This is a genomic window from Aureimonas sp. SK2, from assembly GCF_029813115.1.
GTDB lineage: Bacteria > Pseudomonadota > Alphaproteobacteria > Rhizobiales > Rhizobiaceae > Aureimonas.
Genome location: NZ_JAPZDS010000039.1, coordinates 1 through 2500 on the forward strand (window position 1 = coordinate 1; position 2500 = coordinate 2500).

The following is a 2500-nucleotide window of genomic DNA, read 5'->3' on the forward strand; positions in this document are numbered from 1 at the left end:
GATGCGTTTGGCAGACCTGGCAGCGACCGACTTTCCCGCGTCTTGAGACGAAGTATCATGGGCGCTGAGGCGTTTCACGGCCGAGTTCGGAATGGGATCGGGTGCGGCCGCCTCGCTGGAACCACCAGGTCGGCCAAACGCATTTTTGGAAGCTTCGCTCACGCCGATCGCCTGTGGGGCGATCGTCTCCGCTGGGGCACGCCACGGGGCGCGACGCCCGTTCGGGCTTGCCTGCGGACCCTGTCGGGTCCTTGGGGGCTCGCCTTTCGGAGATGGAGTGAGCTGGTCTTGAAGAATGAAGCCTTATCCCGGCTCGACCGAGCCGGCGGGCCTCGTGGCCCGGCCCTCCGCAGACAGTTCGCTCGATAGCGAACTGGCGCGAGGAGACAAAAAACTCATGATCATCGATCCCTCGAGGATCGATGATCATGGGCGAATGAGAACGATCAAGCCGATCGGGCGATTAGTACCGGTCAGCTTCACGCGTTACCGCGCTTCCACATCCGGCCTATCAACGTGGTCGTCTTCCACGGCCCTGATAGGGAACACTCGTTTCCAGGTGGGTTTCCCGCTTAGATGCCTTCAGCGGTTATCCCGTCCATACATAGCTACCCTGCACTGCGGCTGGCGCCACAACAGGTCCACCAGAGGTATGTCCATCCCGGTCCTCTCGTACTAGGGACAGATCCTGTCAATATTCCTGCACCCACGGCAGATAGGGACCGAACTGTCTCACGACGTTCTGAACCCAGCTCACGTACCGCTTTAATTGGCGAACAGCCAAACCCTTGGGACCTGCTCCAGCCCCAGGATGCGATGAGCCGACATCGAGGTGCCAAACAACCCCGTCGATATGGACTCTTGGGGGTCATCAGCCTGTTATCCCCGGCGTACCTTTTATCCGTTGAGCGATGGCCCTTCCACGCGGGACCACCGGATCACTATGACCGACTTTCGTCTCTGCTCGACTTGTCTGTCTCGCAGTCAGGCGGGCTTATGCCATTGCACTCGACGACCGATTTCCGACCGGTCTGAGCCCACCATCGCGCGCCTCCGTTACTCTTTGGGAGGCGACCGCCCCAGTCAAACTACCCACCATACACTGTCCCGGACCCGGATGACGGGCCGCGGTTAGACATCCATGACGATAAGGGTGGTATTTCAAGGATGGCTCCACGCGAGCTGGCGCCCACGCTTCAAAGCCTACCACCTATCCTACACATGCCGACACGAATGCCAGTGTAAAGCTATAGTAAAGGTGCACGGGGTCTTTCCGTCTGACCGCAGGAACCCCGCATCTTCACGGGGAATTCAATTTCACTGAGTCTGCGTTGGAGACAGCGGGGAAGTCGTTACGCCATTCGTGCAGGTCGGAACTTACCCGACAAGGAATTTCGCTACCTTAGGACCGTTATAGTTACGGCCGCCGTTTACTGGGGCTTCGATTCAGAGCTTGCACCCCTCCTCTTAACCTTCCAGCACCGGGCAGGCGTCAGACCCTATACGTCGTCTTGCGACTTCGCAGAGCCCTGTGTTTTTGATAAACAGTCGCTACCCCCTGGTCTGTGCCACCACCAATGACTTGCGTCACTGGAGGTCACGCTTCTTCCGAAGTTACGCGTGCAATTTGCCGAGTTCCTTCAACGCAGTTCTCTCAAGCGCCTTGGTATGCTCTACCAGTCCACCTGTGTCGGTTTCGGGTACGGTCTATACGGTGGGGCTATTTCCTGGGACCCCTTCACCGCCACCCCAATCCAATAAGGGATAACGATACACGGGATCCGTCACTCACCACCAGGCCCACGACTATTAACGTGGTTCCCATCGACTACGCCTTTCGGCCTCGCCTTAGGGGCCGGCTCACCCTGCTCAGATTAACTTTAAGCAGGAACCCTTGGACTTTCGGCGAGGGTGTCTCTCACACCCTTTATCGTTACTCATGTCAGCATTCGCACTTCCCATACCTCCAGAGGCCCTCACGGGTCCTCCTTCAACGGCCTAGGGAACGCTCCGCTACCGCTGCGCAAATCCGAAGACTGCACAACCCGAAGCTTCGGTGTATGGCTTGAGCCCCGTTACATTTTCGGCGCAAGAACCCTTAAATCTAGACCAGTGAGCTGTTACGCTTTCTTTAAATGATGGCTGCTTCTAAGCCAACATCCTGGTTGTTTTGGGATTCTCACATCCTTTCCCACTTAGCCATAACTTGGGGACCTTAGCTGTCGGTCAGGGTTGTTTCCCTCTTCACGACGGACGTTAGCACCCGCCGTGTGTCTGCCGGACAGTTCTCTCAGGTATTCGGAGTTTGATTGGGTTTGGTAAGACGGTGAGTCCCCCTAGCCCATTCAGTGCTCTACCCCCTGAGGAATACATCCGACGCTCTACCTAAATAGATTTCGCGGAGAACCAGCTATTTCCGAGTTTGATTGGCCTTTCACCCCTAGCCACAAGTCATCCCAATCTATTGCAACAGATGCGGGTTCGGTCCTCCAGTGCGTGT

2 rRNA genes (1 of these 2 cut by a window edge) are annotated in these 2500 nt (G+C 57.0%); both read right to left on the reverse strand.

Features of this window, described 5'->3' with window-relative positions:
• Positions 1–14 precede the first annotated feature (14 nt).
• Positions 15–129: ribosomal RNA gene (gene rrf / locus O5O54_RS21950) — 5S ribosomal RNA — on the reverse strand.
• A gap of 313 nt (positions 130–442) precedes the next feature.
• Positions 443–2500 (reverse strand): 23S ribosomal RNA (locus tag O5O54_RS21955) (it continues 779 nt past the right edge of the window).